The sequence below is a fragment of the Streptomyces sichuanensis genome (assembly GCF_020328095.1).
GTDB classification, from domain to species: domain Bacteria; phylum Actinomycetota; class Actinomycetes; order Streptomycetales; family Streptomycetaceae; genus Streptomyces; species Streptomyces cinnamoneus.
Window position 1 is genome coordinate 73,788 of sequence record NZ_JAIXMK010000018.1, and the last position, 16,500, is coordinate 90,287.

General features: G+C 71.6%; 20 protein-coding genes. 10 read left to right on the top strand and 10 right to left on the bottom strand.

Annotated elements, in window-relative coordinates; all coding sequences use genetic code 11:
- Nucleotides 1-55 precede the first annotated feature (55 nt).
- Nucleotides 56-619, top strand: a complete 564-nt coding sequence (locus tag LE181_RS08955) for a hypothetical protein (protein WP_225660667.1) — start codon at nucleotides 56-58, stop codon at nucleotides 617-619.
- Between the two features lie 314 nt (nucleotides 620-933).
- Nucleotides 934-1,209, top strand: a complete 276-nt coding sequence (locus tag LE181_RS08960; RefSeq protein ID WP_225660668.1) for a hypothetical protein — start codon at nucleotides 934-936, stop codon at nucleotides 1,207-1,209.
- 15 nt (nucleotides 1,210-1,224) lie between these two features.
- On the opposite strand, the gene LE181_RS08965 is transcribed toward LE181_RS08960, so the two are convergent.
- The 3 genes from LE181_RS08965 to LE181_RS08975 are packed head-to-tail and all read right to left on the bottom strand — an operon-like array spanning nucleotide 1,225 to nucleotide 2,615.
- A complete protein-coding gene (locus LE181_RS08965; RefSeq protein ID WP_225660669.1) occupies nucleotides 1,225-1,758 on the bottom strand; it encodes a MepB family protein in 534 nt (177 codons plus the stop codon).
- A gap of 36 nt (nucleotides 1,759-1,794) precedes the next feature.
- Nucleotides 1,795-2,028, bottom strand: a complete 234-nt coding sequence (locus tag LE181_RS08970) for a helix-turn-helix domain-containing protein (protein ID WP_225660670.1) — start codon at nucleotides 2,026-2,028, stop codon at nucleotides 1,795-1,797.
- A complete protein-coding gene (locus tag LE181_RS08975) occupies nucleotides 2,028-2,615 on the bottom strand; it encodes a DUF2975 domain-containing protein (RefSeq protein WP_225660671.1) in 588 nt (195 codons plus the stop codon). Before LE181_RS08975 ends, LE181_RS08970 begins: the two co-directional genes overlap by 1 nt.
- Nucleotides 2,616-2,815: 200 nt before the next feature.
- Here LE181_RS08975 and LE181_RS08980 point away from each other — a divergent pair, with 200 nt between their 5' ends.
- A complete protein-coding gene (locus tag LE181_RS08980) occupies nucleotides 2,816-4,090 on the top strand; it encodes an alpha/beta hydrolase family protein (RefSeq protein ID WP_225660672.1) in 1,275 nt (424 codons plus the stop codon).
- Here LE181_RS08980 and LE181_RS08985 read toward each other — a convergent pair.
- Nucleotides 4,087-4,521, bottom strand: a complete 435-nt coding sequence (locus LE181_RS08985; RefSeq protein ID WP_225660673.1) for an ester cyclase — start codon at nucleotides 4,519-4,521, stop codon at nucleotides 4,087-4,089. The two genes, LE181_RS08980 and LE181_RS08985, sit on opposite strands and share 4 nt — an antisense overlap.
- 345 nt (nucleotides 4,522-4,866) lie before the next feature.
- Between LE181_RS08985 and LE181_RS08990 the strand changes: the two genes are divergently transcribed.
- Nucleotides 4,867-5,490 (top strand): hypothetical protein, encoded by a 624-nt coding sequence (locus LE181_RS08990; RefSeq protein WP_225660674.1) that lies wholly within the window; start codon nucleotides 4,867-4,869, stop codon nucleotides 5,488-5,490.
- Between the two features lie 243 nt (nucleotides 5,491-5,733).
- Here the strand turns inward: LE181_RS08990 and LE181_RS08995 are convergent, their stop codons facing one another.
- Nucleotides 5,734-5,949, bottom strand: coding sequence for a DUF397 domain-containing protein (locus tag LE181_RS08995; protein WP_225660675.1), 216 nt, complete (start codon nucleotides 5,947-5,949; stop codon nucleotides 5,734-5,736).
- Nucleotides 5,940-6,755, bottom strand: coding sequence for a helix-turn-helix domain-containing protein (locus LE181_RS09000; RefSeq protein ID WP_225660676.1), 816 nt, complete (start codon nucleotides 6,753-6,755; stop codon nucleotides 5,940-5,942). Before LE181_RS09000 ends, LE181_RS08995 begins: the two co-directional genes overlap by 10 nt.
- A 150-nt stretch (nucleotides 6,756-6,905) precedes the next feature.
- On the opposite strand from LE181_RS09000, the gene LE181_RS09005 reads away from it, so the two are divergent.
- On the top strand, nucleotides 6,906-7,337 hold the full coding sequence (locus LE181_RS09005; RefSeq protein WP_225660677.1) for an ATP-binding protein: 432 nt from the start codon (nucleotides 6,906-6,908) through the stop codon (nucleotides 7,335-7,337).
- A gap of 153 nt (nucleotides 7,338-7,490) precedes the next feature.
- On the opposite strand, the gene LE181_RS09010 is transcribed toward LE181_RS09005, so the two are convergent.
- Both LE181_RS09010 and LE181_RS09015 read right to left on the bottom strand, forming a co-directional pair.
- Entirely contained in the window at nucleotides 7,491-7,697 is a 207-nt protein-coding gene (locus tag LE181_RS09010; RefSeq protein ID WP_225660678.1) for a hypothetical protein, read from the bottom strand.
- A gap of 115 nt (nucleotides 7,698-7,812) precedes the next feature.
- Entirely contained in the window at nucleotides 7,813-8,439 is a 627-nt protein-coding gene (locus tag LE181_RS09015) for a Uma2 family endonuclease (RefSeq protein ID WP_225660679.1), read from the bottom strand.
- A 160-nt stretch (nucleotides 8,440-8,599) separates the two neighbouring features.
- Between LE181_RS09015 and LE181_RS09020 the strand changes: the two genes are divergently transcribed.
- On the top strand, nucleotides 8,600-9,358 hold the full coding sequence (locus LE181_RS09020; RefSeq protein ID WP_225660680.1) for a MerR family transcriptional regulator: 759 nt from the start codon (nucleotides 8,600-8,602) through the stop codon (nucleotides 9,356-9,358).
- 46 nt (nucleotides 9,359-9,404) lie between these two features.
- Here LE181_RS09020 and LE181_RS09025 read toward each other — a convergent pair whose 3' ends face one another.
- Complete coding sequence (locus LE181_RS09025; RefSeq protein ID WP_225660681.1) at nucleotides 9,405-9,773, bottom strand: YbjQ family protein; 369 nt, start codon at nucleotides 9,771-9,773, stop codon at nucleotides 9,405-9,407.
- A gap of 235 nt (nucleotides 9,774-10,008) precedes the next feature.
- Between LE181_RS09025 and LE181_RS09030 the strand changes: the two genes are divergently transcribed.
- Nucleotides 10,009-11,349: a DedA family protein gene (locus tag LE181_RS09030; protein WP_225660682.1), complete on the top strand. Its 1,341-nt coding sequence runs from the start codon at nucleotides 10,009-10,011 to the stop codon at nucleotides 11,347-11,349.
- Between the two features lie 174 nt (nucleotides 11,350-11,523).
- Nucleotides 11,524-13,203: a threonine/serine exporter family protein gene (locus LE181_RS09035; RefSeq protein WP_372458292.1), complete on the top strand. Its 1,680-nt coding sequence runs from the start codon at nucleotides 11,524-11,526 to the stop codon at nucleotides 13,201-13,203.
- A gap of 54 nt (nucleotides 13,204-13,257) precedes the next feature.
- On the opposite strand, the gene LE181_RS09040 is transcribed toward LE181_RS09035, so the two are convergent.
- Complete coding sequence (locus tag LE181_RS09040) at nucleotides 13,258-13,755, bottom strand: inorganic diphosphatase (RefSeq protein WP_071962293.1); 498 nt, start codon at nucleotides 13,753-13,755, stop codon at nucleotides 13,258-13,260.
- Between the two features lie 83 nt (nucleotides 13,756-13,838).
- On the opposite strand from LE181_RS09040, the gene dacB reads away from it, so the two are divergent.
- A complete protein-coding gene (gene dacB, locus LE181_RS09045) occupies nucleotides 13,839-15,296 on the top strand; it encodes a D-alanyl-D-alanine carboxypeptidase/D-alanyl-D-alanine endopeptidase (protein ID WP_372458293.1) in 1,458 nt (485 codons plus the stop codon).
- A 71-nt stretch (nucleotides 15,297-15,367) separates the two neighbouring features.
- On the top strand, nucleotides 15,368-16,489 hold the full coding sequence (locus LE181_RS09050; RefSeq protein WP_225660684.1) for an Rv3626c family coenzyme F420 biosynthesis-associated protein: 1,122 nt from the start codon (nucleotides 15,368-15,370) through the stop codon (nucleotides 16,487-16,489).
- The last annotated feature ends 11 nt before the right edge of the window (nucleotides 16,490-16,500 follow it).

Consider the following 16,500-nt stretch of genomic DNA (forward strand, 5'->3'; position numbering starts at 1 on the left):
GAGGAGACGGCATGCGCGTCCGTTCTGCTTCCCGACTGGCCAAAGGAATCGCCCCGTGTCGCCCCTGAACCTCCGCCGCCGCACCGCCGTCCGTGCCGCCGCCACTGCCGCTCTGGCCGCCACGCTCCTCGTCCCGGCCGCGAACGTCGTCGCCGCAAGCCCGGCCAAGGCGTCGTCCACCGCGCCCACCGCCGCCACGTCCGAGGTCCGCACCCAGAAGCTGGCCGACGGCGCCAGCACCGCGCGCATCACCAAGCTCGGCGACCACCACTACAAGTTGGAGATCCTCTACCAGGGCCACGTGACCGCGAAGATCGAAGCCGACCGGCGTGACGCGGGCGTCAACGCCAACGGCATGTTCGTCGTGCTCACCTTCGACGGCAAGGCCGTCTCGTGGCTGGGCGGCGCGCAGCACGGTGAAGGATCGTTCCCGCTGCCCGACGGCAGCACGGCCAAGGTGACGAAGGTGAGCCAGGGCCACTGGACCCTGCAGGTCATCAACCGCTGGGGCGATGTCACGGCCACCCTCGACGCGGATCACAGGAACGCGGCCGTCAACGCCAACGCCATGTACATCGTCCTGGAGCAGGGCGGCACCTTCAGCGCCTGGATCGGCTGAGCCTGCCCCTGCCCGCGGGGACCCTGGCGCCCGTCCGACCCGTCGGGCGCCACCAACCCTCGGTCGGGTGGTTTTGAGTCTGCCCTTCGTCTGAACGTCGAACTCGCCGGAACGATAGGTCCGTTGCAGTCGTCGGAAGGGGCATTCGAGTGGGAATGAAGTGCTGGTCTGCCGCTCCATGGGGCATGGGCCTGGCCTTGGTGACCGTCGTGGCGTCCGCGGCAGCGCCGGCAGTGCCGGCGGTCGCTCAGAGCCCCGCATCGCACCGGTTGGCCCAGCGCCATGTGCTCACGAACTCCGACAAAGGCCGGTCCGTGCCCGCGAGCCTGGGTGACGACATCGAAGTCCGCCTCACCGGCTACCGCGAAGACGGGCTCCGCTACACCTGGAGCACCCCGCAGTCGAGTAACACCGAGGTGCTCCGGCGTACCGCCGGCGGTACGGCGCCGAACGGCAGCGCATCAGCCGTCTTTCGCCAGGAACAGGCCGGCTCCGCCACCATCACCGCGCAACGCCACTGCCGCCCCGACCCCGGCCACGCCTGTCCCTTGGTCGTCTCGTCCTGGCGGGTCAAGGTGACGGGAAAGTAGCCACCCGACGGTCGCCTACGGACGGTAGAGGGCCTGCGCACGGGCCACGTCGAGAGGCACGTCCTCGCCGTCCTGCCCGAGACGCAGGAAGTGCTTCACCTGCCACGCCTGGGTGCTGCCCGCCTGACGACTGGTCGTCGTCACCCACGGCGGGTAGACACGGAAGCCCCGCTTCCCGCCGGTGCCGTTCCGGGACACGACGCCCCGCTCGCACAGCACCTCCCGCGGGAACACGAACTGCCCGAACTGCCCGCTGTCACGGCTGCTGATGACGAAGAGGTCCACCCCGTCCCCGGCGTCGAACGGCCGGATCGGACCCTCCGCGGACCGCTGCCACACGGTGACGAACTGGCCGGCCTTCGCCGGGGTCGTCTTGGCCACGCGGAACCTGACCGTCAGCCCGTCCAGCGTGAACCCGTGAGCCGCGTACTCGGCGCTCTCCGGTTCCGGCACCGGCTGCGAGCAGGCAAAACCACTCGGGTCGTACACCAGCGTCTTCGCGGCCAGCAGGTCATCGTGAAGCCCTGCCCACGGTTGGTTCGTCGCCATCCGTGCATCCTGTCATTGGGCCCCGCGCCGGCACCGCTATGCCGGTTCGGTGGGGACGTGGGTGATCAGGTCGCCGGGCTGGCACCGCAGGACGTCGCAGATCCTCGACAGGGTCGAGAAGCGGATGGCCTTGGCCCGGCCGTTCTTGAGCACGGACAGGTTGACGACGGTGATACCCACCTGCGCGGACAGCTCGGTCAGCGTCATGCCGCGCTCGGCGAGGACCCGGTCGAGGTGGATGCGGATCGAGTGCAGTTCCTCTTCGGGCATCAGATGGTCCCTTCGAGGTCCTCTCGCATCCGCACGCCCTCCCGCATGATCCTCCCCATGATCACTGCGGCGAGGCCGGCGAGGACGAGCACCTGCGGCCCGGAGACCGTCGGCCCGGAACCCACGATGGGCGCCATGCTCCCGACGAGCCAGGACTGTGACCAGCCGGCGACGAGCCCGGCCAGCGGCGTGCCCACGGCGACGAACCAGCCGAGCACGGAGAGCCGGCGCGACGCCGCGTCGGTGAACGGGCCCTGCCGCAGGACGGTCTTCAGCAGCCGGGAGAAGAGCAGCAGCGCGAGGGAGCCGAACAGCAGCCAGGGCAGTTCACCCCCGAGGTCGGCGGCGCGCTGACCCGCCGAGGGGCTGTTCTGGCAGAGGCGCGTGGCGCTGCTGGACGCCTCCACCCCCTTGCCGATCGGCAGGCTGTCCGGCGCCAGGGAAGCGTTGTGCCAGAAGTCCGTCTGCACGCAGACCGCCCCGTCGTCGAGCATGTGCGTGACCCCCGTGCCGACGAAGGCGAGCCCGCAGAGCACCGCCAGCGCAAAGCTGACCGAGGCCAGGGTCCTCGTGAGTCGCGTGTCCACCGCACCCCATCCCTATCGACTTTCGATATGGCGGAGGCTAGCGCGGCATATCGATAATCGACAAGTCCATGGCCGGAGGCCGCCCCGACGAGGCCGGGTGGCACCTGTCCGGCGGATGACGGGCGTCTCCGCCGCGCGGCGGAGACGCCCGCGCCCCGGGAACGATGTGGTGCCCGTGAGCCCGCCCCTAGCGTCGAGTCATGGACAACCACGACCAGTCCCGGAACCCCACGCGCCGCCGCGTCGCCGGCGCGCTCGGCCTCGCCCTGCTGGCTCCCGCCGTGGGAGCCACCACCGCACGGGCGGCGACCGCACCAAGAGTTCCGTGGCGAGGCCGCGAGCCCCTCACCCCGGCCCTGCCGGCGCCCACCGGCCCGTACCGCGTCGGTACGACGTCGATGCACCTGGTGGACGGGGCGCGCCGCGACCCCTGGGTGCCTTCGCGGCGCCGGCGGGAGCTGATGGTCAGCCTCTGGTACCCGGCCCGGCCCGGGCGGGGGACGGGCGTGGCACCGCAGTTGCCCGCCCGGACGGCGGCGCGGTTCGGGGCGCTGGCGGAGACGGAGCAGGGGTTCTCCGTCGGCGCGGGCGCCGTCGACTGGGCGGCCACCCGTACGCACAGCGCCGTCGGCGCACCGGTGCTGCGGCAGCGCGGCGGTCTGCCCGTGGTGTTGTACTCGCCGGGCAAGGACATGCCGCGCGGCTTCGGCACGGTCCTGGCGGAGGACCTCGCGAGCCGGGGCTACGCCGTGGTGGCCGTGGACCACACCTACGAGTCGCTCGCGGTGGAGTTCCCGGGCGGCCGGCTGGAGGAGAAGCAGCCCGCGACGGAGACGCGGGTGCTGCGCGCGCTGGTGGACGTCCGCGTGGCCGACGTGCGGTTCGTCCTCGACTGCCTGGAGGTGCTGAACGCGGGCGGCACCCCGGACGCGTCCCGGCGGCCGCTGCCTGCGGGGCTGGCCCGTGGCCTGGACCTGTCCGCGATCGGCATGTTCGGCCACTCGCTCGGCGGGGCCACCACCGCGCAGGTGATGCACGACGACCACCGCGTCGTCGCCGGAGCGAACCTCGACGGGGGGACGGGTGCGGGCGCCGAGTCCGTGGGTACCGTCGTGGACGAGGGCCTCGACCGCCCGTTCCTGCTGGTGAGCAGCGTTCTGGGGAACAGCCGTCACCCCGCCCACGCCACGTTCTGGCAGCACCTGCGCGGCTGGCACCGCAACATCCAGATGCTCTCGGCCAGCCACTACTCCTTCACGGACCTGCAGGCCCAGCTCCCCCGGATCGCGCAGGCAGGCGCAATGCCGAGGGGCAGGCTCGTCGACGCCGTCGGCACGGTGGCCCCTGCCCGCAGCCTGCACGTCCAGCGCACCTACCTCGGCGCCTTCCTCGACGCGCACCTGCTGCACCGGCCGGACCACGGCCTCTTCGACGGCCCCTCCCCGGCCTTCCCGGAGGTGCAGTTCGTCGACTAGGCGGTGTCCGGTCCGAGCGGGGGGAGGACGTCGACCTGCTGGAGGAAGGACAGAAGGTCCTTGTCCGACCACTTCTCCGCGAGCTTGCCGTTCTCGATGCGGTGGATCACCGTCGCCGTCATCGTCAGCTGGTGTCCCGTGGCGGGAATGCCGGGCAGGTCGCCCTCGTGGACGCCGCGGCAGATCAGCCTCGTGACCACCTTGTCGCCTTCCGCGACCTGGTCCTGGATCTCGTGCGTGCCGGGTGTCGCCTCCCAGAAGAGCCGGAATGCCTGCCGGAGGCCCTCCAGGCCGGGCGCGAAGCCCGGGAACGGCGGCGGCGAGTGGTCGAGGTAGTCCTCGGCCACGAGTTCGTCCAGAGCGGCCACGTTGCCCTTGTCGATCTCATCATAGAAGCGGCGGACCAGCTTCTTGTTCTCCTCGATGGACATGGGCAGGACACCGACCCTTCTCCGCACTCCAACGACGCGCCCGGACGATGCGAAGTCTGCCGGGCGGGAAGACCGGCGGGCGGCGACGCGCGTGGGCGGCCGGCGAGATCACTCGCCCGGCGCGACCGGCCGGACGAACGACCCCGCCGCGGGCGACGGCCCCGCCCGTCAGCGCTTCCTGCCCCTGAGGAACTTGTCCCTGCCCGCCCGGCTGCCGCTCTCACCGCCGCGGCCCGGTCCCGCACGTCGACCTGCGGCAACCCGGACGCCGCCTCATGGTCCCCGTGACACGCCCGGCACAGGCCACCCGAGAGGGCCTCCGGCCGCCCCGGCACACGACAGGACGTGCACTCCATCAAGCGGCTGCCCGTCGGCATCACCCGTTCCGGTGGCATCTTCACCATCAACCGCGTGCGCGTGAGCGCCGCCGGTGAGTGGACGTCCGGCGGCAACCCCGCCGTGAGCGTGCGGATCAGCTCCGCTCTGGACGCGCCCCGGCTCAGCCACTCCGCCGCCAGCGGCTCCAACTCCGCACAGTCCGCCGCCGACAGCGCCAGGCGGGCATCCGCCCGGCCCAGCGCCGCCAGTGCGTCGTACGCCTCCGAGCGGGCGGGGGACGGCGCTGCCGCCGCCTCCTGCTCCGGCGTGATGTCGCCGGTCAGGAAGCGCGACCACCACGCGTCGTCGCGCGCCGTCCGTGAGAAGTACGTGCGGAACACCCACTGCGTACGGTCCTCACTGACCGGTTCGCGCACGCGCCGCAGGTGGCCCGCCTGCGACAGGGCGTTCAGGGCCGTCCGGAGGGCCTGCTGGCCGTACGGCAGCTCCTTGGCCAGCGTCTTCACGTCCATTGCCGCGCCCTCGGGGAGACGGTCGAGGTACGAGGCGATGTACGCCTCGCGGGCAGGCAGATGTGCGAACGTTCCGGGCCTGCGCGGCGCCTGGCCGGGTGCGGTTCGTTTTCCGTAGCCCGGTGCGGCCATGGGCGGGGCAGAGCTAATGTTGGCGTCAGCCACGGGATCGTCCTAACGGGATCGGCGATCTTGGTGGTCAGACCCCCGTTTCGGTGTTGGCGCACCGGCGGGGGTTGATTTGTTGCTGCGCACGCTAGCGCGTCATCGCGTGCCGTGGCGACTCGGTTGCGGAAAGTCATCCGCGTGTGCTTACGGGCGAGTTGGGAGGGTGGGTGGGTTCAGACCCACCACCCATTCCTTACAGAGGTCGCTCGACCCCCGACCCCCGAAGCTCGGCAGTGAAGGCCGCCCAGCTGGCGGGCGAGATGGTTATTCGGGGATGGTCGTCCGCCGACCCGAGCTTCGAGTCCCGGATGTGGACCATTGCTTGAGGGGTGGCGACTTCGACGCAGTCCCCGATGGAGCTGTCGCTGTAGCTGGACTTGAACCATGTCGGCTCGTAGCTCATAGCCATGCCCTTACCTTGTCAATGAAACGTGCCGATTCCTCAGAGTTCAGGGCCTGCCTGCTGATCATTCCGTAGGTCTTGACGAGGTCGCTGACGGTCTCCGCGTCTGTGTGCAGTACGTGAGTGCTATGGCCCTCCACGTACGCATAGTGCTCGTGCCGGGCTGTCTCCAACAGCAGGAGCGACCCGTTGAGGTGGGCGCGGGCGCACCGATCGGCAGGGAGGACGTGAAGGGAGACGTTGCGTAGCTTCCCCGCGTCGAGCAAGTGTCCCAACTGGCGCTGCATAACATCTGATCCGCCGACACTGGAACGTAGTGCGGCCTCGTACAGCATGCATGTGAGCAGCGTGGCTGGCCTGCTGGTCAGCTTCTCCTGTCGACTCATTCGGGCTGCCACCCGTTCTTCAAGTGTTTCTTCATCGACGGGCGGCCAGTGGTTGCTCATCAGGGCTCTTGCATACTCCTCGGTCTGCAGCAGACCGGGAATGAGGAGGGGGCTGTACGCGGACAAGGCGATGGCCTCGGCCTCGATGTCCAAGAACTCCCGCACATGCGAAGGCACCCGCTCCGGCTGCAGATAGTCCCGCGCTGCCAGCAGCAACCCGTTGGCGCCGCACATCTCGTCCGCGACCTGCAGCAGCCGCAGGCTGGGCCGTCGCCGACCCTGCTCCATGGACTTGAGGCTCTCGTATCCGTAATTGGCCTCTTGCGCCAACTGCTCCCGACTCACGCACGCCTGCGTGCGCCAGAGCTTGATCTGGTTGCCGCAATAGCGCCAGGCCATCGGCGGTTGTGAGCTCTCGGTCGACACCGCGCTGCCCCTTCCCGAGCCCATGCCAGGGACGGCAGGGCCCCGTACCCAGGTCGATACTGCCGATTCTGCTCCCGCAACAGCACTCTTTGAGCCTTGAACGCCGAAAACTCCCCGCTCCCGAGCGACGCCCGTGCCCCAAGGACACCGATGACTGCCGTGCGACTCGACACCCTGCCCTCGTACGTCTGGTGGCGCTTCACCCGCCACCCCCGCAACGTGGCGCTCTCCCGCCGACTGCTGCGCGAACAGGCGCGCGCATGGGAGGCGGTCGACGGCGAGACCGTCGAGACCGCCGTGCTGCTCCTCAGCGAGCTGATGACGAACGCGAGCAAGCACGCGCGCGTGTCACCCGGCCGTGAGATCCACGCCCTGTGCGTCGTGACCGACGGAACGCTCCGCATCGAGGTCTCGGACGCGGGCGACGGCATCCCTCGCCGCTGTCGGCCGTCGGCCTACGACGAGGCCGGCCGCGGTCTGAGGCTCGTGGCCGCTCTCGCGGACAGATGGGGCTTCTGCCCCCGCCCGCACGGCATCGGGAAAACGGTCTGGTGCGAGTTGGCGCTCCCGGCGAGCCGCTGAGCACTGGCCATCCGCGTACGCGGCCCGCAGGCAGTCCCCGGGCCGCTCGCGGCGGCCCAGGGACGGTATCGTCCCGGGCCGGACGGCTTCCGGCCGACGGGCCCGGTCGTGCGACATTCCCTCACGGGACCGCCCGAACGCGCGAGGGCGGTGTCACTCCAGCTCTTCGCATGCCTGCGGCTGTGTCTTGGCGTAGCCGGTCCGGAAGGCCGCACAGAGCAGCTTCGCGAGCTCACTGTCCGCGTGGGCCGGAGTGGCGACGGCCACGCTCCCGATGGACAGCAGAATGCCGGTGACGGCTGCGGCGACGGTACGTCGGATGCGGTTGATGGCGGACCTCCCGGAGTGATGGCGGCACATGCCGTGAAACACACAGGGAGGGTCTCCTTCCGCATTGGCGTGAAAACGCCCGTCGAGGGTTGCACAGATGCCTGGAGGGGAGCGTGGCACGGGCCACGATCCCCTTGGACAGGCCCTAGACCTCGATCAGACTCCCGAGATCGATCTCGACGGGGAAAGGCACGTCGGTCTTGAGGATCCCGACGTGGGTGGGGCGGTCGGGGCTCGGGGCGTAGACGCCTGCCTCCGGGTGCAGCCAGAACTCGTGCACCACCGGAATGTCGTCGTCGCCTCGTTCGACACGCCAGAAGTAGCTGATGCCCGCGTCGGCGTACATCCCCGGCTTGCGGAATCGGTCGTCGGTGCGCGACCCCTTGGACACGACCTCGACAGCGAGGATCACGCGTTCGACGGGGACGCATTCCATGCTCCGCCGGTCGAGATCACGGGTGTCGAAGACGATGACGTCGGGCTTCGCCGGGTTGGCCTCGTCGACGAGGACGCAGCGTTCCGAGTTGACGCGGTAGGGGGGCCGGTTGGCCAGTCGCAGGGCGACCAGCAGCCCGTCGCGCACGTCGTCGTGCCACTGATTCGCCATGCCGCGTACCACGATCGCCCCATCCACCAGTTCCCAGTCGAACGGCAGGACCAGTTCCTTCACCTGGTCGTACGTCCAGCCGTCGGCCGGCGGGTACATCCAGTTCTCCGGCGTGGCCCGCTGCGGTTGCTGATACCTGGCTTCTGCGGCCATCACTGCTCCCATGGACCGGATCGTGGGCGAGGTCGTGGACGGGTTTCTCGCACTCGACCGTAGCGCCACCCGGCCGGGTGAGGGCGGACCGTTTTTCCGGTGCGCCCCGGACTTGCACCTCACGCCGCGTGAGCCCCCACCGTGGAGCGTGCACACAGAAGGGAGCGGAGACGTGAGTCACTCCGTGGGACAGGTGGCGGCGGTCGCCGGGGTCACCGTGCGGACGCTGCACCATTACGACGAGATCGGTCTGCTCGTGCCGTCCGGGCGCAGCCATGCCGGGCACCGGCGGTACGAGGACGTGGACCTCGACCGGCTGCAGCAGGTCCTGTTCTACCGGGAGCTCGGGTTTCCGCTCGACGAGGTGGCGGTCCTGCTGGACGATCCCGGCGCCGATCCGATGGCGCACCTGCTGCGGCAGCACGAGCTGCTGGCGGAACGGATCGGACGGCTCCAGCGCATGGCCGCCGCCGTCGAGCACGCCATGGAGGCACGCAAGATGGGCATTTCTCTCACGCCCGAGGAGAAGTTCGAGGTCTTCGGGGACTTCGACCCCGACGCGCACGCGGCGGAGGCCGAGCAGCGGTGGGGCGGCACCGACGCCTACGCGGAGTCGAAGCGCCGTACGTCCTCGTACACCAAGGAGGACTGGCTGCGGATCAAGGAGCGGGCCGACGGGCTGAACGCGCGGATCGCCGCGCTGATGGAGTCGGGGGCGGCGCCGGAGTCCGAGGAGGCCATGGATCTCGCCGAGGAGCACCGTCGGCAGATCGGGGAGCACTACTACGCCTGCTCGTACGAGATGCACACCGGGCTGGGCGAGATGTACGTGGCGGACGAGCGCTTCACCGCCACGTACGAGGCCATCCGGCCCGGCATGGCCTCGTACCTGCGGGACGCGATCCTCGCGAACGCCGTCCGCAACAGCTGACCGGGGCGGCCGGGGCGACCGCGTGGTGGTCGCCCCGGCGGTGGCGTCACGCCTGCGGGGTGATCACCACTGCCGTGCCGTACGCGCAGACCTCGGTGCCGACGTCGGCGGCCTCCGTGACGTCGAAGCGGAACATGAGGACGGCGTTGGCGCCGCGCGCCTTGGCCTGCTGGATGAGGCGCTCCATGGCCTGGTTGCGGGTCTCGACCAGCGTCTTGGTCAGGCCCTTGAGCTCGCCGCCGACCAGGGACTTCAGGCCCGCGCCGATCTGGCTGCCGATGTGGCGCGAGCGGACGGTGAGGCCGAAGACCTCGCCGATCACGCGCTCCACGCGGTATCCGGGAACATCGTTGGTCGTGACCACGAGCACATCGGACTTTTCGTGCTGACCGCCGCCGAACTCCTCGATGCCCATCGCATCCACCTCCGTCTGTGCAGTTTTGCCGGTTGTTGTCCGTGACGCACCCCAGGGCGGTGGGGTTGCGCCGTCCGGGTACATGATCATCTGCGGTCCGTGGGGACGGCGGGTGCCCGCATGGAACCCGGGGGGCCGCGGTGGCGTTGATAGCTTGGGGCGGCGCATCACCTCCTCCCGCCTGTGCCCGGGCCTCGCAACGAGCCGGCGCCCTCGACCCAGGAGCCTGTCACCCGTGACCCCGACCACCCTCGCGCTCGGCCCCCAGTGGCTGAACTCGGACTACCTGATCGGCCAGTTCGGCCTGTGGGGTGTCCTGGCCATCGTCTTCGCCGAGTCGGGCCTGCTCATCGGCTTCTTCCTGCCGGGCGACTCGCTGCTGTTCACGACCGGTCTGCTGGTCACCACCGGCAGCCTGGACTACCCGCTGTGGGCGGTGTGCGGACTGGTGATCCTCGCGGCGGTCCTTGGTGACCAGGCCGGTTACCTCTTCGGGCGGAAGGTGGGTCCCGCGCTCTTCCGGCGTCCGGACTCCCGGCTGTTCAAGCAGGAGAACGTCGAGAAGGCGCACGAGTTCTTCGAGAAGTACGGTCCGAAATCGCTGGTCCTGGCCCGTTTCGTGCCGGTGATCCGTACGTTCACGCCGATCATCGCCGGCGTGAGCGGGATGAACTACCGCTCGTTCCTCACCTTCAACATCATCGGCGGCGCCCTGTGGGGCGGCGGCGTGACGCTGCTGGGCGCGTCGCTCGGCAAGGTCGAGTTCGTCCACAAGAACATCGAGGCGATGCTCGTCGCGATCGTGCTGATCTCGGTCGTGCCGATCGCCATCGAGTTCCTGCGGGCCCGTTCCAAGGCCAAGAAGGCCGGCCTGCAGGCCGAGGCCGAGGTCGAGGACGAGGCCGACGAGGCCCGTCCGGCGGCCCCGCAGGCCCCCTTCACCCCGCACGCCCCGTACACCCCGCAGGCCCCGTCCGCTCCGCGTCCCGGTGGCCAGAACGGCTACGGCCAGGGCCAGGGTGGCGGTCAGGGCGGTTACGGCCAGGACCAGGGCGGCCACGGGGGCTATGGCCACCAGGGCGGCTACGGCAACCAGGGTGGGTACGCGGGCCAGGGCGGCTACGCGGGCCAGGGTGGTGGCTACGCGGGCCAGGGCGGCCAGGCCGGCTACGGCGGCGGCCACCAGGGTGGCTACGGCCAGCAGGGCGGCTACGGCCAGCAGCAGGGCGGCTACGCGGCCCAGGGCGGCTACGCGGCCCAGGGCGGCGGCCAGGCCGGTTACGGCGGCGGCTACGGCCAGCAGCAGGGCCAGTACCAGGGTCACCACTACCAGGAGCAGGGCCAGCAACAGGGTCAGTACCAAGGCCAGTACCAGGGTCAGGGTCAGTACCAGGGGCAGCAGCAAGGCCAGTACCAGGCTCAGGGCCAGTACCAGGCCCAGGGCGGCTACGACGATGCCTACGGCCAGAGTGGCTACGACGAGGGCGGCTACGGCGACGGCGGCTACGGCCACCGCGGCCACCACGGCTACGACGACGGGCAGCCCGGCCAGGGCGGCCACGCACCGCGGCGCTGACGCCCACTGTCGCTGGCACCGCCACCCCACCGCATTCGCGGCATTGACGGCCTTAACGGCACACGGGAGAGCCGTTAAGGAGCCTGTCGCTCCGTATTTCCCGCCCCCAGTGCGCGGGCCCCTCGCCCGGCAGGCATCCTGGCCGTAACAGGAGGGCGCACCGAGGAGTACGTGGTGGTGGAACGGCAGCGGGGCAGCGGAACGGCGAGTCCGGGCGGCGACCCGGATCCCGACCCGCCCGCCGAGGACCGCAAGCCGCACTCCGACGAGGCGCACAGCGCCTTCACCCCGCCCCTGGGCGTGCCCCTGCCGCCGGCGCCCGAGGAAGAGCACCCCACCTCCGAGTTCGCCCTGCCCAGCGGCGTGACGGCCGAGGCGGGGGAAGCGCCCGAGGGGTCGGCCTTCGCGCCGCCCGGCGGCGCCTCGTACCCCGCCTTCACCCCGCCGTACGGCATACCCAAGGTCAGCCTCGTCAAGGAGGCCGCTCCCTGGCAGGACCGCATGCGCACCATGCTGCGCATGCCGGTCGGCGAGCGGCCGGTGCCCGAGCGCCTGGAGAAGCAGGAGGAGGAGGCCGGGCCGGCCGTACCGCGCGTCCTGGACCTGACGCTGCGCATCGGCGAGCTGCTGCTCGCGGGCGGAGAGGGGGCCGAGGACGTCGAGGCGGCCATGTTCGGCGTCGCGCACGCCTACGGGCTCGCCCGCTGCGAGCCGACCGTCACGTTCACTCTGCTGACCGTCAGCTACCAGCCGTCCCTCGTCGACGACCCGGTCACCGCCCACCGCACCGTGCGGCGGCGCGGCACCGACTACACCCGGCTCAACGCCGTCTACCGGCTCGTCCACGACATCGCCACGCAGGGCCTGACCCTGGAGGAGGCGTACCGCCGGCTGGCCGAGATACGGCGCAACCGCCACCCCTACCCCGGCTGGGGCCTCACGGCGGCGTCCGGGCTGCTCGCCGGCGCGGCCAGCATGCTCGTGGGCGGTGGTCTCGTCGTCTTCCTCGCGGCGGCCGTCGGGGCGATGCTCGGCGACCGGCTGGCGTGGCTGGCGGCGGGGCGCGGGCTGCCGGAGTTCTACCAGTTCGTGGCCGCGGCCCTGCCGCCCGCGGCGATGGGCGTGGCGCTGAGCGCCACCCCCGCGCACGTCCAGGCGTCGGCGGTGATCACCGGTGGGCTCTTCGCGCTGATCCCCGGGCGGGCCCTGGTGGCGGGCGTGCAGGACGGCCTGACCGGCTTCTACATCACGGCGGCGGCCCGGCTGCTGGAGGTCGGCTACCTCATCGTCGGGATCGTGTGCGGCGTGCTCGTCGTCCTCTACGGCGGCGTCCACATCGGCGGCAGGACGCTCAATCCGGAGGCGGCGCTGCAGCACCGGGAGCGGCCCGTCATCCAGATCGTGGCGGCCATGCTGCTGGCCTTCGCCTTCGCGGTGCTGCTGCAGCAGGAACGTCACACCGTGTGGGTGGCCACGCTCAACGGAGGGGTCGCCTGGGTGATCTACGGGGCGTTCGCCGACACGATGAAGGTCGACCCGGTACCGGCCACGGCCGTCGCCGCGGGGGTCGTGGGCCTCTTCGGGCAGCTGCTCGCGCGGTATCACCACACCTCGGCGCTGCCGTACGTCACGGCGGCGATCGGGCCGCTGCTGCCCGGTAGTGCGGTCTACTTCGCGCTGCTGAACTTCGCCAAGAACGAGCTGAACACCGGCATCTCCAGCCTCACCAAGGCGGCGGCCCTGGCCCTGGCGATCGCCATCGGAGTGAATCTCGGGTCCGAGATGTCCCGGATGTTCCTCACGGTGCCCGGCGCGGCGGCGCGCCGGGCAGCGAAGCGGACGCGCGGCTTCTAGTCGTAGAGGGGTTCAGCTCGTACGACGACCGCGCGTCCGGGTGAGCGGCAGGGCTCAGTGGTGCGAGCCGCCCGCGGCCTCCAGGCGCTTGTACGACGCCTCGATCTCGGCCTCGGCCTCGGCGCGGCCGACCCAGTCGGCACCCTCGACGGACTTGCCCGGCTCCAGGTCCTTGTAGACCTCGAAGAAGTGCTGGATCTCCAGGCGGTCGAACTCCGACACGTGGTGGATGTCGCGCAGGTGCTCCACGCGGGGGTCGTTCGCCGGGACGCACAGCAGCTTGTCGTCGCCGCCGGCCTCGTCCGTCATGCGGAACATGCCGATGGCGCGGCACTTGATGAGGCAGCCGGGGAAGGTCGGCTCGTCCAGAATGACCATGGCGTCCAGCGGGTCACCGTCCTCGCCGAGGGTGTTCTCGACGAAGCCGTAGTCGGCCGGGTAGCTGGTCGAGGTGAAGAGACGGCGGTCCAGACGGATGCGACCGGTCTCGTGGTCCACCTCGTACTTGTTCCGCGAACCCTTCGGGATCTCGATGGTGACGTCGAACTCCACGGGTGGCTCCTTCATGATCAACACATACGTCTGGTGATTAAGTGTCCCCCACGCAGGTGTGTGGTGGCGAAAGGGGCTGGTCCGTGGTGCCGGAGTCCGGACGCTGGCAGGTCAGGCGGTGGCAGGACGTTCCCCCCGCGCAGCGGCGGACCATGCGGTTCGCCGCCGCGTCCGCCGTGGCCGGTGTCGTGGTCGCGACCGGAGCCGTGACGGCCGCCGGCCCCTGGGACGGAGGTCAGCGTAAGGCCGAACGGGCCGTCGCCGCTGCCGCGGCCCGAGCCGGTGACCAGGGTCGTCCCGGCGCCGCCGGCCGGGCGCCGGCCGCCGCCCCGCCGGTGCTGGGCGCGCTGCGCGCCGGCCGGCCCGGTACCCGCGAGGGCCTCACCGCGGCGCTGGAGCCGCTCCTGCAGGACCCTGCGCTCGGGCCGGACCGTTCGGCGTCCGTCGTCGACGTGGCCACGGGAGAGCCGCTCTACGGCGCCGCGCAGGACGCCCCGTACACCCCCGCCTCCACCATCAAGGCGGCCACGGCCGCCGCGGCCCTGGCCGCGCTGGGGCCCGAGCACCGCATCGAGACGACGGTGGTCCGGTCGGGCGACGGCATCGTGCTGGTCGGCGGCGGCGACCCGACGCTCACCGCCCGCCCGGCGGCCGGCGGCGGACCGCGCTTCGCGAGCCTCACGGAGCTGGCGGACGCCACCGCGCGCGCCCTGAAGGCGGCCGGGGGCCGGCGGACCCGGCTCGCCTACGACGCCTCGCGCTACACCGGCCCCGCACAGCACGTGATCGGGCCGAACGAGAACATCGCGCCCGTCAGCGCCCTCATGGTCGACGAGGGGCGGCTGGACGACTCCGACCGCGGGCCCGCGGACCGCAGCGCCGAGCCGGCCGCCGACGCGGCGCGCCGGTTCGCCGCGCTGCTGCAGGAGCGCGGCGTGGAGGTCGAGGGCGAGCCGGCCGAGGGCCGGGCGGCCCCCGGCGCCGCCCGCCTCGCCGCGGTCTCCTCCGCACCGCTGGCCGACCTCGTCGAGCGCGCGCTCACCAACAGCGACAACGACATCGCGGAGGCGCTGGCGCGGCAGACGGCCCTCGCGTCCGGGCAGCCGGCGAGCTTCGAGGGCGCCGGGAAGGCCGTGACGGACCGGCTGGCGGCGCTGGGGCTGCCGATGGCCGGGGTGCGCATCGCCGACGGCAGCGGCCTGGACCGCGCCGACCAGGCGACCGCGGAATTCCTCGCCCGGCTGCTGGCCCGCACGGCCGACCCGGCCGCCCCGCGGCTGCGCCCGGTGCTGACCGGGCTGCCGGTGGCCGGCTTCACCGGCACGCTGCGCCAGCGCTACCCGCGCGAGACGGTGGGCCGGGCGACGGTCCGCGCCAAGACGGGCACGCTGACCGGCGTGAACACCCTCGCCGGGACGGCCGTGACGCCGTCCGGACGGCTGCTGGCGTTCGCGTTCCTGGCGTCGGGCACCTCCTCGCCGGACGGTGCCCAGCAGGCCCTGGACCGCCTCGCCTCGGCGGTCGCGGCGACCACCGACTGAGCCCCGCCGGGCCCGCTCCCGGGCCCGGCAACCCCTCTCCCCAACCGCCGCGCAGCACGTACGGTGAAGTCATGACGAGCGTCGGTGGTGCGGAGATGGTCGACTGGAAGCTCGCGGTGGCGACCGCGACCCGGCTCGTACGGCCGGGCCCGGAGGTCAGCCGGGACGAGGCGCGCGAGGTGGTCGCCGAACTGCGGCGGCACGCGCGCTCGTCGGAGGAGCACGTACGGGCGTTCACGCGGATGGCGCCGCCGGCCGGGGACCCGGCCGCCGACACGCCCGTACTGGTCGTGGACCGTGCGGGCTGGATCAAGGCGAACGTGGCGGGCTTCCGGGCGCTGCTCGGCCCGCTGCTGGCGAAGATGCAGGACCGGCGGGGGAACGCGCCCGGCGGCGCGGTGCTGGGCGCCGTGGGCGGCAAGGTGACCGGCGTCGAGCTCGGCATGCTCCTGTCGTTCCTGGCCTCCCGCGTGCTCGGGCAGTACGAGACGTTCGCGCCCGTGACCCGCGATCTGCCGGGGGCCGCCGCGGGCGGGCGGCTGCTGCTCGTCGCCCCCAACATCGTCCACGTGGAGCGGGAGCTGGAGGTCGACCCGCACGACTTCCGGATGTGGGTGTGCCTGCACGAGGAGACGCACCGCACCCAGTTCACGGCGGTCCCCTGGCTGCGCGACCACGTCGAGGGCGAGATCCAGACCTTCCTCAGCGAGACGGAGGTCGACCCCGCCACCCTGCTGGAGCGGGTGCGGGAGGCAGCCCAGGCGCTGGCCGGCGGCAGGCCGCCGGAGGGGGAGGGCCGCAGCATCGTCGACCTGGTGCAGACGCCCGCCCAGCGCGAGGTCCTCGGGCGCCTGACGGCCGTGATGTCCCTGCTGGAGGGCCATGCGGACTACGTGATGGACGGGGTCGGTCCGCAGGTCGTGCCGAGCGTGGCCGAGATCCGGGAGAAGTTCCAGAAGCGGCGGGCCAGCGGTGCCGGACGGCTGGACGCGGCCCTGCGCAAGCTGCTGGGCCTGGACGCCAAGCTGCGGCAGTACCGTGATGGCGAGCGGTTCGTACGGGCGGTCGTCGACGAGGTCGGCATGGAGGGCTTCAACCGGGTCTGGACGTCGCCGAACACGCTCCCCACCAAGGCCGAGATCGCCAAACCGGCGGACTGGGTCGCCCGGGTGCACGGGCGGACCGGTGGGTGAGCCCGTCACTC

Excerpts from the sequence above, each read along its gene's own strand:
- LE181_RS08995 (WP_225660675.1), bottom strand. The coding sequence starts at position 5,949 with ATGGCTATGAGCTACGAGCCGACATGGTTCAAGTCCAGCTACAGCGAC.
- LE181_RS08985 (WP_225660673.1), bottom strand. The coding sequence starts at position 4,521 with ATGTCCATCGAGGAGAACAAGAAGCTGGTCCGCCGCTTCTATGATGAG.
- LE181_RS08965 (WP_225660669.1), bottom strand. The coding sequence starts at position 1,758 with ATGGCGACGAACCAACCGTGGGCAGGGCTTCACGATGACCTGCTGGCC.
- LE181_RS09025 (WP_225660681.1), bottom strand. The coding sequence starts at position 9,773 with ATGGGCATCGAGGAGTTCGGCGGCGGTCAGCACGAAAAGTCCGATGTG.
- LE181_RS09005 (WP_225660677.1), top strand. The coding sequence starts at position 6,906 with ATGACTGCCGTGCGACTCGACACCCTGCCCTCGTACGTCTGGTGGCGC.
- LE181_RS09050 (WP_225660684.1), top strand. The coding sequence starts at position 15,368 with ATGACGAGCGTCGGTGGTGCGGAGATGGTCGACTGGAAGCTCGCGGTG.
- LE181_RS08980 (WP_225660672.1), top strand. The coding sequence starts at position 2,816 with ATGGACAACCACGACCAGTCCCGGAACCCCACGCGCCGCCGCGTCGCC.
- LE181_RS09010 (WP_225660678.1), bottom strand. The coding sequence starts at position 7,697 with ATGTGCCGCCATCACTCCGGGAGGTCCGCCATCAACCGCATCCGACGT.
- LE181_RS09015 (WP_225660679.1), bottom strand. The coding sequence starts at position 8,439 with ATGGGAGCAGTGATGGCCGCAGAAGCCAGGTATCAGCAACCGCAGCGG.
- LE181_RS08970 (WP_225660670.1), bottom strand. The coding sequence starts at position 2,028 with ATGCCCGAAGAGGAACTGCACTCGATCCGCATCCACCTCGACCGGGTC.